This is a genomic window from Arthrobacter sp. TmtSoilC77, from assembly GCF_059739415.1.
The window spans coordinates 401,912-414,672 of sequence record NZ_AP046050.1 but is presented as its reverse complement, the minus strand read 5'-3'; the positions used below and the strand labels follow the sequence as shown (position 1 = coordinate 414,672).

Here is a 12,761-nt window from a genome sequence, read left to right as displayed (position 1 = left end):
GGAGAGCCGGGAAGCCTGGTCGGCCCGTGGCTGAAAGCCGCGGAACGCTCTGGCGTCCGCCGGTCGCGTTCGTCTGTGGACCCGAGGAGCGGACCGGCCATGAACGCATTACTCCACCCCATCATTGAATCGACGCAGCTCACCAAAGACTTCGGCCGGACACGTGCCTTGAACGGTCTCAATCTCAAAGTCTCCGACGGGGAGATCCACGGATTTCTTGGTCCCAATGGGGCCGGAAAATCAACAACGCTCAGGGTGCTGCTGGGACAGATCCGCCCTTCATCGGGAACCGTTCGCGTCTTCGGCCGCGATCCTTGGGTGGAACCCGTCCGTGCCCGCCAGGATATTGCCTATGTTCCCGGCGACGTCGCACTGTGGCCGAACCTCACCGGCGGTGAAGTCATTGACCTGCTTACAGGGCTGCGAGGCGGGGCTGATGAGGCTTTGCGCAGACGACTCATCACCGACTTTGAGTTTGATCCGCGGAAAAAATCGCGAACCTATTCCAAGGGCAACCGCCAAAAGGCGGCACTCATCGCCGCCTTCGCCCGCACCGCCCGGCTTTACCTGCTCGATGAACCCAGTTCCGGGTTGGATCCCATCATGGATGCAGTGTTCCGTGCTGAGATTCAACGGGTCCACCAGGAGGGAGCCACTATCCTGCTCTCCAGCCATATCCTCAGCGAGGTCGAACAACTGTGTGACCGGGTCACTATTATCCGGTCCGGCACGGCCGTCGAAACAGGGACCTTGGCAGACCTACGGCACCTAAGACGCACCCGCTTCCGGGTGACCGGACTGACCGGTCCAGGTCGACTGGCATCGCTTCCGGGAATCCATGACCTGAGCATTGACGGAACGAGCGCTGAATTCGATGCCGACGCCGGCGACGTTCCCGCTCTCCTCGCCGGGCTATCTGCCTTGGGATTCGATGGTTTCTCCGCCTCGCCGCCTTCCCTGGAATCGCTGTTCCTGGGCCACTATGGCCAGGCCACTCCGGAGATGCAGTGAAGCCCGGCCTGCTGCAGCTGGTGCGTTTCCAGGCCCAGCGGGACAAACTAGTGCTCCCCTTATGGGTTGGAGGCATAACGGTGCTGGAGTTCGCCACGGCAACAGCGGTCGCCACTCAATTCGGAGACACGCCCTCACGCACTGCGATCATCACGGTGGCCACGTCAAGTCCGGCCTTCCTTTTCGTCCGGGGCGTCCCGGACGGCACCAGCACCGGCGCGGTCGTATTCTTCCAGGGTTACGCGTTCACGGCCGTCCTCGCCGCGCTGATGAGCACCTTCCTGGCTGTGCGGCACACGCGCACGGATGAAGAGCTCGGACGCGCAGAACTCCTGGGTTCCACACCACACCGGAGGTCCGCGCCGTTGATCGCCACACTGGTGCTGGCTGCGGCTGCCAACCTTGTGCTGGCGGGGACAGTGGGCGCGGGATTCATCGCTGCCGGGCTACCGGTAATTGGTTCCCTGATGACCGGGGCAGCCGTGGCCTTTGTAGGGCTATTCTTCGGCGCGGTCGGCTCAGCGGTGGCCCAGGCCATGCCATCAGGGCGCAGCGCCAACGGGGTAGCTGCCGCTTTGGTGGGTGCCTCTTACCTTATGCGCGGTGTCGGGGATGCCGTGGGCACTCCCGACGCCGATCTGCAGCACGTGACAAGCTCGTGGGTCTCGTTGCTGTCGCCAATCGGGTGGGGCCAACGCTCCCGGCCTTTCACCGCTGCCGATCCACTGCCTTTGCTGGTACTTCTGGCGGCGGCTGTCCTGTTGGCCTCCGCCTCCGTTCTCGTGAGGGAACGCCGGGACCTTGAGGCCGCTCTGCTAAGCCGGCGGTACGGGAAGGAAAGAGCGGGCCTGGGAGGCGGGTCGTTGTTTGGTCTGGCTTGGCGGCTGCAGCGCTCCACCATCGTGGGCTGGTGCGTTGGAGCGGGGGTGTTGGGTGCCATGGCCGGTGCTTTTGGACCCATCGTCAGGGAAGCCCTGTCAGGCAGCTCAGCCCTCCAGGATCTGATCTCCCGGCTTGTCCCCGGCGTCCATGTTGATGCGGTGGACCTTTTCATCACAGCTTTGTTGGGAATTGTGGGGGTACTGGCTGCAGCGTCAGGGATCCAGGCCGTGCTACGCACGCGAGCCGAAGAAGCAGAAGGCAGGGCTGAGCTCCTACTCTCAACGCCCCAGTCCGTGGAACGTTGGCTCGGCGCCAACGTTCTGGTGGCGGCCGGGTCAGCCGTGCTGGTGATGATAGCCGGCGGGACGGCGGCGGCCGCGGGTCTGGGGCTCTCCGGGGCGGCTGCTCAACCGGCAGGCTACCTGCTGCCCGCGGCACTGGCGCATGCCCCTGCGGCATTCGTGTTCCTGACATTCACCGCGTTGGCATTCTCAATCGCCCCACGACTTAGCATCCCCCTGGGCTGGGGAATCCTTGTCATCTCGCTGGTGCTGGACCAGTTCGGGGACTTCTTCGGGATACCCGGATGGCTGGTGGGCCTAAGCCCGTTCCGGCACTCCTCGGCAATGCCAGTGGAGGATTTCAACGTCGCGGGTGCCATCGCACTAACGGCGGTCGCCTCCGCACTTGCGCTGTCCTCCGTCGCGCGGATCCGACGCCGGGACCTCACCGCATGAACAGACCGTCACCCGGACTGACGATGTCTGTGATGCGTTGAATAGCTGTCAAACACCTCCAGGGATGTCGTCCCAGGATGACGGAATCTGCCACGAAGAACCGTTGCGAGATCTTCCAAAGCTGCCTCCAGCATCCGCCCGGCAAACTGGAGTTCCCTGTTCTCACTCGCTTTGGCTCCCGACGCAAGGTCATGGGCATATATGACAGTGGCCGGCAGGGATCCCCTGGGCTCGACTTCATGGAAGTAATAGGTTTCGTGGAAAGAGAGCATGTCCACGCTTACGGACGCGACGCTTCCTGCCAGCGATTCGAGGAGTCCGGCGGCATGGCGCGGATCCAGTGAAGATGCGCCGGCAGGGCCTGCAGCTTCCCTGAACAGGTTCAGTTGGTGGGCAAGAGCCCGACGGCGGTTCAGGGCAGGGTACATCTGAAGGATCCAGGAGACCGTGGCCGTCAGCAAGCCGAAACCCGTGACGGCTTCGGAGGCAGAGACCAGCCTGAGCAGAGGGTTGCCTGCCACTACGTCTCCAAAACCCACCGTGGAAAGCGTGACCATCGAGACGTAAACCGCTTCGAAGAAATCACTCTGCTGCGGCACCCCCGCTTCGTAAACGAAACCCTCCGGCAGGTGCGGTAGGTAGAGCAGAGCCCAGCCCACGACTACCAGGCTTGCCCAAGCGCCGATAACTGCAGCCATTGCCACGGGAGCTGCCAACGAAGAGGCCCGTCCCCTGACTCGTTTGGAGAGAAGCCAGAATCCGCGCATTATCATCCTGCTCACCGGCCCCGAACCGTGCGGATAAAGCAGCGTGTGGAAGACGTCGACGAGCATAAGCAGAATCAGCCCGGCTCCCAACACGGTCCACAACACGTCTCCGAAGTCCATGCCTCATCATAGAATCCTCCCGGACTCAGCGGCGGTCGCTGTGTGCCGCCTGACCCCGCTGATCCTGGGTTATAGGACAAAACGTGTGTATGGGAGGGGCTTGCATTCCAGTGATCGCGGGGGAAATCCGGGTTAGCTAAGCTTTTGAAGCTTAGGGTGGCTGGGGTGCTTGCATATCTCCGGAGTGTTTGATTTGTGGTCGCGGGCTGGTTCGGAACGGGAAAACAGCTGCCGGGAAGCAGCGGTACCGGTGCCTGGAGTGCGGGGCGAGCCGCTCGGGTGAACGTCCCGATGTGAGCCGCCGGGCTGAATTGGATGCGTTCCTGGGCTGGCTGCTGGGCACGTCAAACCAGTCCGCGGCAACCTCGTTCGGCACCGCCCGTTCCTTCCGGCGCCGAACAGGGTGGTGCTGGAACATCGCCCCGAAGATTCCGGCCACGGGCGAGGTCCATGACCAGGTCCAGGTCGACGGGATTTATGTGGGCTCGTGGTGCTGTTTGATCGCTGTGGCCGGGGATTACGTGCTGGGTTGGCAGTGGTGCGATACCGAGAAGAAGGCCGCGTGGGCTGCCCTGCTCGCACGGTTCCCCGCCCCCACCGTCGTGGTCACCGATGGTGGCTCCGGCATCGCAGCGGCCCTGTCCGAGTGCTGGAGTGAGACCGCGGTTCAGCGGTGCCTGGTCCACGTCCAACGCAACGTCCGCACCTACCTGACCGGCCGGCCCAGGACTGAGGCGGGCAAGGCGTTGCTGCGGCTCGGGCGCGCCCTAACGAGGATCACCACCGCGGCCGAAGCCGCCGCGTGGCTGGGCGGGCTCCATGACTGGCACCAGAGCTACGGGAACCTGGTCAAAGCCCGCACCTATCGCAACGGCAGCGCCGTTGTGCCCGGGTGGGTCAGGGCGAATCAAACCTGGTGGTACACCCACGACAGGCTCCGTAAGGCCTACCGGCTGTTGGAACGGCTCAGCCAGGCCGGGACACTTTTCACCTACCTGCGCGCCGAGTTCGCCGGCCTCCAGATCGCCTCGACCACCAACCGCATTGAAGGCGGCACCAACGCCCAACTCCGGTTACTGCTGCGGGCCCACCGGGGCATGAGCGAAGAGCACCGCAAACGGGCGATCGAGTGGTACCTCTACCTCCACAGCGAACAGCCCCTGCCACCGGCGAAACTCATCAAAGCCCAGCACCACCACCCGGCCAAGACCGAAACCAGGACCCCGATCGAGCAGGAACCCGGGCCCGAGCTCTACAGCACCGGACTCAGCGCCGAGGAAGGCCTCTGGGACCGCAAAGGCTGGGCCGGACGCACATGACACACCCGGGATTTACACACGTTTTGTCCTATAACCCCTGATCCTCGCGATGGGCCCGGTCTGCAGAAACCCATTTCCGGGGAGCATGGAGGACGTAAAGAAAAACCCCGCCATTTCCCTTTATTGCTGGGAAAGACGGGGTTTTCGCTGGTGGCTCCGACCGGCGTCGATCCGGTGACCTTTCGATTTTCAGTCGAACGCTCTACCAACTGAGCTACAGAGCCTAGGTGACAAGTCACCTTGAGAACCGAAATTACTTCCGGCGCTCAGAGCGACCCTGACGGGACTTGAACCCGCGACCTCCGCCGTGACAGGGCGGCGCGCTAACCAACTGCGCTACAGGGCCTTGCGTTTGCAGTATCTCTACCGCGTTTTTTTCAAGGCTTCTAGCTTACCAGACTTTTTTCATCCGATTTACCACTTGCCTTGCGTACCCCCAACGGGATTCGAACCCGTGCCGCCGCCGTGAAAGGGCGGTGTCCTAGGCCGCTAGACGATGGGGGCCTGAACTCAATTCGGATTATGCGAGGAAAAACAACACTTTATGCGTTCTTTTCGGTTCTCACCCGTCCGAACTGGACTCTAAAACTTTAGAGCATAGATGGCGATATTCCCAAATCGAGGTCTGCGCGACTATGCAATAGCGACTACGGGACGTGCTCAAGGAGGTCACCGACCTGGCAATCAAGCGCCTCGCAGATGGCTGTCAGCGTGGAGAATCGAATGGCCTTCGCCCGGTCATTTTTGAGAACGGACAGGTTGACGAGGCTCACCCCAACTCGACGGCTGAGCTCCGTCAGCGTCATGCCGCGGAGCTCCAGCAACTCATCCAGCCTGCAGTGGATGGCGATCGTCTCTTCGGCTGGCATCAGACAAGGCCTTCGGTGTCGCTCTGTAGGCGTCGCCCGAATTGGAACACGCCCCCCAGCAACACAAGCACCCCGCCAGCCACCAAAGGTGCCGGGTCGAACCCGGAAATGTAGACCAACGTTTCCCCGACCCTCGCCGGCATGGCTCCAAGCTGTTCGGCCAGCCGACTCTTAGCGGTGGAATCCAGAATCTGGGCGGCGCTTCCCGAGATTGCCAGGAGCATGCCGACGGACCCAACGATGACGGCAGTGCGCAGGCCGAACAGCACCCTGCTCGTAAGCCGATAGGCCAGCAGGACCAGGAGGGAAACGACGCAGAGGACGGCCACCAGACTCATGGCTGCCGACCAACCCAGGAGTGAAGCCTCATATTCAGGAAGGGCGGGGAGGGTTGCCTGCACTTCCGAGACGCGGGCTACGGCACCGAGATCCAGCGCTTCCGACTCCCGGGTGGAAGGGTCAAGGGGCAGCCGCAGGACCACCTCTCCGTCGCCATTACTGATGATCGTCGAGACTGTTGAAAGCGAAGCGGCAATGGCCACCGCCACCGAGACGACAATGAGTACGGCCGAATCCACTCTTGACAGCACACTCACGCGCGCCAGCGAATCCACGATCCTTCTTTTTGAACCCACAGCTTCCCCCCAATGGTTATCGAAATTCGTTAATATCGAACATCGATAAGCTAACCCCGCAACCACGCGGCGTCAAAAATTGGCAGTTTCTTGCCGTGACGCGTCCGAAAACCGCCAGCCCCGCCAACCTCCCCGGCACTAGATTGGCTCTATGACAACCACCACCCCGGCCGAACCCGGCCAGCCGTCCCCGGGCATGCAACCGCGCAACACCCCCGCGCCTGCAGCTCCCATCAGCAAACTTGGCATCGCCGCCGTCGTCGTCACCGTAGTCCTTTGGGCTTCAGCGTTCGTCGGCATCCGCGCTGTGGGCCCGAGCTTCTCCCCCGGTTCCTTGACGCTCGGACGGTTGGCGGTTGCCGCCGTCGTTCTTGGAATCGTGGTGCTGCCCACCCTGAAAGTCTGGCCACGGGGCAAGGAATGGTTGCCCATCATGGCGTACGGGGTGATGTGGTTCGGCGGTTACAACGTGGCGCTGAACGCTGCGGAGCACATGCTCGACGCCGGTACCAGCGCCATGCTGATCAACGTCTCGCCGATCCTCATTGCAATCCTCGCCGGAGTAGTCCTCAAGGAAGGCTTCCCACGGTGGCTTCTGATCGGGAGCGCCGTTGCGTTCGGTGGCGTGGCGATGATCGCCCTCGGTTCGGGACAGCGTTCGACGGCGGATGTCGCCGGGGTGTTGTTGTGCTTGCTTGCCGCCGTACTCGCCTCCGTCAGCGCGATCCTGCAGAAGCCGGTGCTCCGGAAATTCACAGCCGGCCAGGCCACCTGGTTCGGCATCATGGTAGGCACCGTGTGCTGCCTGCCGTGGACGGGCCAACTGATCAGCGAGGTCCAGTCGGCGCCGCTGCCGGCCACACTCGGCTTGGTCTACCTGGGCATCTTCCCGACGGCCATCGCCTTCACCACATGGGCGTACGCGCTGTCCTTGATCTCGGCCGGAAAACTCGCCGCCACGACGTACCTGGTCCCCGGCACCACCATCCTCATCTCTTGGGCTGTGCTTCAGGAAGTCCCAACCATCTGGGGACTGATCGGTGGCGTGGTGTGCTTGATCGGCGTGGGCCTGACCCGACGAACGGCAATGGCTGCCCGGCGAACGGCAAAGTGACTAGCGGGCCATACCCGCAAGGAGCTCCCGGTGCGTGGGCGGATTGGCGCCCGGACGGCCAACGGTAATAGACGCTGCCATGGATGCCGTGGTTCCGATCCGCTCCAGGACCGTAGGCGCCAGACCGTCGCTGCCACGCAGGAGCAGGCCCATAATCAGCGCCGACATATATGAATCCCCGGCGCCGATGGTGTCGGCCACGTTCGATGGAATGGCGGGAACTGTGAGTTGCATGTGCCGGGTGGCCATGAGCGAACCGCTGGAGCCCCGGGTCACTACCGCAAGTACAGTGCCAAGGTCCAGGAGGTGACTCGCGGTGTCCTCCAAATCCTTGCCCGGGTACAGCCAACGGGCGTCGTGGGCGCTCATTTTCACGACGTCCGTCAATGGCACCAATTCTTCGAACAAGGAAAGTGCTTCGTGGTGGCTGCCAAGGAGGTCAGCACGGATGTTGGGATCGTAGGTGATCATGCAGCCGCCCTGCGCCTGCTCCAGAAGGCTCCGGACAACGCTGGCCCCAGGTTCAAGGAACGTGGCGATCGAACCCGTGTGCAGGATTCTTGGTGCATACGGCAGCGCGAGCGGAGCAAGTGCCCAATCAATTTCGAACGTGTACTCGGCCGAACCGTCGGCATCGATCCGGGCGGTCGCCGTCGCCGTCTTGCCCAAGGACTTTGATCCGGGCAGCAGTACCACGCCCGCGCCCTGAAGGTGCGAGGCAATGGCGTCGCCCCGCTGGTCCCGTCCGATGGCGGTCAGCAGGCCAGCCTTTACATCCAGGCGGCCGAGCCCATAAGCAACGTTGGCCGGCGAGCCTCCGGGATACTCGATCTGCCCCTCGGGCGACTCCACGATGTCGATGAGCGCCTCACCTACCACGACGACGTCGAGGGGCTCAGGTGCGGAGGTAGGCGTGGCGGTCATGCGGTTCCTGTTCGTTCGTTGGTGAGATGCGGGGCTGGCCTACGGATTGCCGTTCGACGAGCTCGCATTCGAACAGTTCAGCATGACCTGGGGACGGTGCACCAGCGCGTACCAGCTCCAGGGCGTCAATGTTCCTTGTTGGGACTAGAGTCGGATCATGTCCGCGAATCTCCCTCCCGGCCTGCCCATCGTTCCCGACGGCGATCTCCCCTCCTCGCCGCTTCCGGAGCGGAAAGCAGTGCATAGCCCGATCGAGCATGCCCCCACCGAGGGCGCTGGATTAGCCGGAGTTCACGCGGATATCCCTGCCGCGCCGTTCGAAATGTCGCCGGAGGAGTTCGAAGAAGCTGTGAGCGACGCCTTGCAGCTGATCCCACCCAAAGCTGCAAGCGCCATGGACAACGTGGCAATCTTCATCGAGGACGACTACACACCACGCCCGGATGAAGATCCGGACACCGTACTACTTGGTTTATACGAGGGCGTGCCGTTGACCGAACGCGACTCCTGGTGGGAAGCGGGCTCCCTGCCGGATCGGATCACTATTTTTCGCCAGCCCATCCTGGACATCTGCTCCACCCGCGAGGAAGTCATCGACGAAGTGGCCGTGACGGTGATCCACGAGATCGCCCACCACTTCGGAATTGACGACGACCGCCTGCATGAGCTCGGCTGGGGCTAGCCTTGTAAGCATGGGGCACGATCACAACCACTCCCACGGAGTAACCGCAACCGGCAAGCATCGCAAACGGCTTATTGCAGTCCTGGCCATCACCTTGGGTGTGGTGGGCATCCAGGTGGTTGGCGCGCTCATCTCTGGCTCGCTTGCGCTGCTGGCCGATGCAGGCCACATGCTGTCCGACGCCGCAGGCGTGTTCATCGCATTGATGGCGGCGTGGATCGCTACCCGCCCGGCGAGCGATCAACGGACTTACGGATATCAACGGGCCGAGGTGCTGGCGGCCTTGGCCAACGCCCTTGTACTCATCGTCATCGCAGTCGTCATCATGATCGAGGCCATCCGGCGCTTTGGGGAGTCGCCGGAAATCCACACGGACGTCATGCTGTGGGCCGCGATCCTGGGCGCCCTGGCCAACCTCATTTCCCTGATGATCCTGCAGGGGGCCCAAAAGGAAAGCCTCAACGTCCGGGGAGCCTATCTTGAGGTCCTTGGCGATCTTCTCGGATCGATTGCCGTTATCGCGGCGGCCATCGTCATCATGACCACGGGCTTCACTGCCGCTGACCCCATTGCTTCTGTCCTGATCGCCCTCATGATCATCCCCCGCGCCTGGCACCTGCTCCGCGACGTTGTGGACGTACTTCTGGAAGCTACCCCCAAGGGCGTGGACGTGAACATGATCCGCGAGCACATCCTTGCCGTGGACGGCGTAGTGGAGGCCCACGACATCCACATCTGGACCATCACATCCGGGGTGCCCGTGTTCTCCGCCCATGTTGTTGTGGAAGACGAGGTCCTTAACGCCAGCGGGGCAGACAGCATCCTGGACCAGCTTGGATCCTGCTTGGGGCGCCATTTCGACACCGAGCACTGTACCTTCCAGCTGGAACCTGTCAGCCACTCCGAGCACGAGTCACACCAGCACGCCTAGCCGGGCGCGTCACCGGGTGTCGCAGTTACCGTTCCTGCTGCTCCATCCACCGTGATGATCTGGCCTGAGCTGATCCGCAGGGTCGCGTCGGGCACGCCCACCACCGCAGGTATGCCGTATTCGCGGGCCACCACGGCGCCGTGGGAGTTGGGACCGCCCATTTCCATAACTAGGCCGCCGGCGGTGAGGAACAAGGGTGTCCAGCCGGGGTCGGTGGAGGGCGCCACGAGGATTTCCCCAGGTTCCAGATGAGCGCCAACCGGGTCCAGGATGACCCGCGCCGGGGCTGTGATGACGCCCGCCGACGCCGGACTGCCGGAGAGCGCTCCGGGAGAAGCCGGGGTTCCGCCAGCTGCGGCAGTGGCTTCAGGTTCTGTCCCGTCTGAGAGCAGTACCCGCGGAATATGCCGACGCCTCAGTTCCTGCGCGTATTCTGCGCGGCGATCTGCCACGAGTTGGTGGAGCTTGCTGCCAGCCAGGGCAGTCTCTACTTCGTTGAGGTCCAGGAAGAAGATATCCTCCGCGCTTTCAATCCGCCCCGCCTCTGCCAGTTCTGCTCCGACCAGCGAGAGTTGTTCCCTTGCCGAAGCCAAGCCGAGGACGAGGTTGTATTTGGGCAGCTCCCTCATCCCGGCAAACCTGCGCGTACGGTCCAACGCCGCACGGACCAGCTTGGCATGGAGCGGACTCTTGGCCCTTGCCCGCGCAACCAATCTGGCAACCTGTTCATCTGCCTCCCGGGCAGCTTTCCCGAACTGCTGGTCGGGTGCGTCCGCCGTGCGCTCGAGCCGCAGATAGTTGACCACGACGCCGAGTATGTGGGTTGGGTCGTCCGACCATCGGGGCATGCCGAGATCGATCTCAGCCACAGCCCTGTGCCCGTAGGTGCGGAGGAAAGCTTCAAGCCCGGATTGCGCAACTGCTGGTAGTGCTCTGTCCTTGTACTGCTGAACGAGTTCGTCGAGTGTGGGGTAACTCAGGAAGGCCAAGGCCTCCGGATCTTCCCTGATCTCCTTCGCAAGCTGCCACAGCGCAAGGTCCATCTCGGTGGTGACATTGTTGGGTAGCCCGCGGATGACTGTTTGGAGCTGGTCCCAGGAGGCTTGCCCGCCCAACACCTTCCGGACGAGTCCAAGCATCGCAAAGCCCAGAACGGGAAGGGGCAGCACTTGTGGAACCGTTGCGAATACTTCCTCCCCCAGGATTCGCTGCACGTGGGCAATTCGCTGGTGGGCGGTGACGCCCTCCGGCACCCGGAGGGCCTGATGGAGCTCTGCCTCAAGCTGCTCTTGGCGCTTCATGGCGGCGTCGGGACGGAAAAGAGCCCGGACTACCGACTCAGGGACACGGTATTTAGCAGCAACAGGCGCAACGTGCCTGATGAGTCTTATCGGAGTTTTGATGGTGACGGCGAACCGCGGGTCATCGAAGAGGCCGCGAATCACCGCCGCGGAACGGGCCTCCATGATGTCAAAGATGCGCGGCACAATGGCCCGGCCCACCTTGCTGCGCAGCACGGATGTGAAGTCGAAGAAGATCCTCTGCCCGGCCTCATAGTAGGGCGATGGTCCCGAGCGTGGATCGGGGACATCGAAAGCCGCCCTGCGGGCAACGCTGGAAGCTATCAGGCGGATACCCGCCATGCCCATGGGCGTCAGAGGCCTGGTGAGTCCTTGGGCGAGGCTGAAGTTCAGGAACGCGTGCTCACCGGGAGTCGCCGGCACCCGCGAGGTCAGCGGATAGAGGGTAGTAATGGGCCTTGCCTGCGTGAGCCAGAGTTTCCCGGACGAATCGATCGCCCATTCTGTATCCTGCGGGGCTCCATAGTGGGCCTCGACGCGCCTTCCCAACTCGGCCAGCGCGTGGATCTGGTCATCGCTGAGGCACGGCTGCACGGCGTGATTCTCGGTTGCCGCGGCCTGACCGGCCCGCTCAATTCGTTCGGTGCCACCGCCGGCAAGCGATCTGATCTCTACCTGCCGGTCACCCAGCGACCGCTTCAGGATGGAGTTGGTCTGCATATCAACTACGTACTGATCGGGATTAACGGCGCCTGACACTACGGCTTCTCCCAGACCAGGGCTGGCATCGATCACAGCTTCACGGCGCCGACCCGTCACCGGGTTGGCCGTGAACATCACACCGGCCGTCGCGGAATCCACCATCTCCTGGACAACGACGGCCAGCGTCACCGTGGCATGGTCAATACCGTTGGTTGTCCGGTAGCTCACTGCCCGGTCCGTCCAGAGGGATGCCCAACAGCGGCTTACGGCGTCCAGAACTGCGTCTGCTCCCACTACGTTCAGGAAAGTGTCCTGCTGCCCGGCGAAACTCGCGAAGGGCAAGTCCTCGGCCGTGGCTGAGGACCTCTCTGCGACGGGGGCGGCCTCTCCCAACCTCTGGTACGCCGTCCGTACCGACTCAGCGACGTCGGTGGGAACTCCGGCGTCGAGCACCAAGGATCTTGCCCGGGCGGCGAGCCTATTCAGTTCGTCAAGGTCAGAAGCTCCGGCGTCCTGTAGAAGTGCAAAGATCTCCTCCATTCCAATCGCGGAAAGGGCGTACCGGTAGGCCGACGTTGTAAGGCAAAAGCCCGGCGGCACAGGAAGGCGGGCGGCATTCAGCTCGCCGAGATTGGCGGCCTTGCCGCCTACCTCGGGGAGCATGTCCGCCCGGATGTCCGCAATATCCCGAATGAAGACTTGCCCGTTTACATCCGGGCCCGCGCTGTCTTCCTGCCTATGCTTCCCGGGCTGCTGGTTATCCATGG

At 62.9% G+C, this 12,761-nt stretch carries 11 protein-coding genes and 3 tRNA genes; 6 read left to right on the top strand and 8 right to left on the bottom strand.

The genetic code is table 11. The features are described from left to right. Positions 1–99 precede the first annotated feature (99 nt). Together AC6I99_RS02025 and AC6I99_RS02020 are read left to right on the top strand one after the other, a co-directional pair. Positions 100–1,011, top strand: a complete 912-nt coding sequence (locus AC6I99_RS02025) for an ABC transporter ATP-binding protein (RefSeq protein ID WP_497960018.1) — start codon at positions 100–102, stop codon at positions 1,009–1,011. Next, positions 1,008–2,630, top strand: coding sequence for an ABC transporter permease (locus AC6I99_RS02020; protein WP_497960017.1), 1,623 nt, complete (start codon positions 1,008–1,010; stop codon positions 2,628–2,630). The genes AC6I99_RS02025 and AC6I99_RS02020 overlap by 4 nt, the downstream gene beginning before the upstream one ends. A gap of 8 nt (positions 2,631–2,638) precedes the next feature. Here the strand turns inward: AC6I99_RS02020 and AC6I99_RS02015 are convergent, their stop codons facing one another. Further along, entirely contained in the window at positions 2,639–3,517 is an 879-nt protein-coding gene (locus AC6I99_RS02015; protein ID WP_497960014.1) for a potassium channel family protein, read from the bottom strand. A 188-nt stretch (positions 3,518–3,705) separates the two neighbouring features. Between AC6I99_RS02015 and AC6I99_RS02010 the strand changes: the two genes are divergently transcribed. Continuing rightward, positions 3,706–4,836: an IS1249 family transposase gene (locus AC6I99_RS02010; RefSeq protein WP_497943933.1), complete on the top strand. Its 1,131-nt coding sequence runs from the start codon at positions 3,706–3,708 to the stop codon at positions 4,834–4,836. A 148-nt stretch (positions 4,837–4,984) separates the two neighbouring features. Here AC6I99_RS02010 and AC6I99_RS02005 read toward each other — a convergent pair. From AC6I99_RS02005 to AC6I99_RS01985, 5 genes are all read right to left on the bottom strand, one after another. Further along, positions 4,985–5,060: transfer RNA gene (locus AC6I99_RS02005), tRNA-Phe, on the bottom strand. Positions 5,061–5,108: 48 nt separating this feature from the next. Then, positions 5,109–5,182 (bottom strand) — tRNA-Asp (locus AC6I99_RS02000). A gap of 85 nt (positions 5,183–5,267) precedes the next feature. Further along, positions 5,268–5,340 (bottom strand) — tRNA-Glu (locus AC6I99_RS01995). Between the two features lie 143 nt (positions 5,341–5,483). Further along, positions 5,484–5,705: a helix-turn-helix domain-containing protein gene (locus AC6I99_RS01990; RefSeq protein WP_224094941.1), complete on the bottom strand. Its 222-nt coding sequence runs from the start codon at positions 5,703–5,705 to the stop codon at positions 5,484–5,486. Then, entirely contained in the window at positions 5,705–6,319 is a 615-nt protein-coding gene (locus AC6I99_RS01985; RefSeq protein ID WP_497960009.1) for a hypothetical protein, read from the bottom strand. The genes AC6I99_RS01990 and AC6I99_RS01985 overlap by 1 nt, the downstream gene beginning before the upstream one ends. 172 nt (positions 6,320–6,491) lie before the next feature. On the opposite strand from AC6I99_RS01985, the gene AC6I99_RS01980 reads away from it, so the two are divergent. Continuing rightward, positions 6,492–7,454, top strand: coding sequence for a DMT family transporter (locus AC6I99_RS01980; protein ID WP_497960007.1), 963 nt, complete (start codon positions 6,492–6,494; stop codon positions 7,452–7,454). Here AC6I99_RS01980 and AC6I99_RS01975 read toward each other — a convergent pair whose 3' ends face one another. Further along, positions 7,455–8,378, bottom strand: coding sequence for a carbohydrate kinase family protein (locus AC6I99_RS01975; protein ID WP_497943739.1), 924 nt, complete (start codon positions 8,376–8,378; stop codon positions 7,455–7,457). It lies immediately after the preceding gene. A gap of 157 nt (positions 8,379–8,535) precedes the next feature. On the opposite strand from AC6I99_RS01975, the gene AC6I99_RS01970 reads away from it, so the two are divergent. Both AC6I99_RS01970 and AC6I99_RS01965 read left to right on the top strand, forming a co-directional pair. After that, positions 8,536–9,060 carry a metallopeptidase family protein gene (locus AC6I99_RS01970; RefSeq protein ID WP_497960006.1) on the top strand — a complete coding sequence of 175 codons (525 nt, stop codon included), beginning with the start codon at positions 8,536–8,538 and terminating at the stop codon, positions 9,058–9,060. A 10-nt stretch (positions 9,061–9,070) separates the two neighbouring features. Then, positions 9,071–9,991, top strand: a complete 921-nt coding sequence (locus AC6I99_RS01965; protein ID WP_224094936.1) for a cation diffusion facilitator family transporter — start codon at positions 9,071–9,073, stop codon at positions 9,989–9,991. On the opposite strand, the gene AC6I99_RS01960 is transcribed toward AC6I99_RS01965, so the two are convergent. After that, on the bottom strand, positions 9,988–12,759 hold the full coding sequence (locus AC6I99_RS01960) for a PEP/pyruvate-binding domain-containing protein (protein WP_497960005.1): 2,772 nt from the start codon (positions 12,757–12,759) through the stop codon (positions 9,988–9,990). The genes AC6I99_RS01965 and AC6I99_RS01960 overlap by 4 nt on opposite strands. Between the last annotated feature and the right edge of the window lie 2 nt (positions 12,760–12,761).

What these genes read in the sequence shown, in the direction of transcription:
- AC6I99_RS02025 (WP_497960018.1), top strand. Translation starts at nt 100, where the DNA reads ATGAACGCATTACTCCACCCCATCATTGAATCGACGCAGCTCACCAAA.
- AC6I99_RS02015 (WP_497960014.1), bottom strand. Translation starts at nt 3,517, where the DNA reads ATGGACTTCGGAGACGTGTTGTGGACCGTGTTGGGAGCCGGGCTGATT.
- AC6I99_RS01990 (WP_224094941.1), bottom strand. Translation starts at nt 5,705, where the DNA reads ATGCCAGCCGAAGAGACGATCGCCATCCACTGCAGGCTGGATGAGTTG.
- AC6I99_RS01980 (WP_497960007.1), top strand. Translation starts at nt 6,492, where the DNA reads ATGACAACCACCACCCCGGCCGAACCCGGCCAGCCGTCCCCGGGCATG.
- AC6I99_RS01975 (WP_497943739.1), bottom strand. Translation starts at nt 8,378, where the DNA reads ATGACCGCCACGCCTACCTCCGCACCTGAGCCCCTCGACGTCGTCGTG.
- AC6I99_RS01970 (WP_497960006.1), top strand. Translation starts at nt 8,536, where the DNA reads ATGTCCGCGAATCTCCCTCCCGGCCTGCCCATCGTTCCCGACGGCGAT.
- AC6I99_RS01965 (WP_224094936.1), top strand. Translation starts at nt 9,071, where the DNA reads ATGGGGCACGATCACAACCACTCCCACGGAGTAACCGCAACCGGCAAG.
- AC6I99_RS01960 (WP_497960005.1), bottom strand. Translation starts at nt 12,759, where the DNA reads ATGGATAACCAGCAGCCCGGGAAGCATAGGCAGGAAGACAGCGCGGGC.